Origin of the sequence: Ochrobactrum sp. SFR4 (assembly GCF_019730395.1) — a bacterium.
Classification (GTDB): Bacteria; Pseudomonadota; Alphaproteobacteria; order Rhizobiales; family Rhizobiaceae; genus Pseudochrobactrum.
Genome location: NZ_JAAPBB010000638.1, coordinates 1 through 289 on the forward strand (window position 1 = coordinate 1; position 289 = coordinate 289).

1 protein-coding gene is annotated in these 289 nt (G+C 37.0%); it reads left to right on the plus strand.

What is annotated here, in order from left to right; genetic code table 11:
* The coding region (locus HBA93_RS20610; RefSeq protein WP_502910162.1) for a glycosyltransferase family protein at nt 1-289 on the plus strand (289 nt) is incomplete at both ends.

Here is a 289-nt window from a genome sequence, read left to right on the forward strand (position 1 = left end):
TATTATCAAAATTGATACAAACAATACTCTCGTTGTTTTGGAAAATTTTCAAACTATAGATGAGACGGGTTATGAATTGGCTCGTCTCTGTACCACGCATCTATGTTGTGGTGGCTATATCGTATCTCGCAAGGCTGCTGCACTTATTTTAAGTTGTATGGACAAAATTTCTGTTCCGGTCGACAATTTAATCTACGATCCTCAATATGAGTTATTCCATCAGTTGACTATCTACCAGTTAGTAGCTGCTTTGTGCATGCAAATTAATGCTGATAGTCTCATTGAAGAG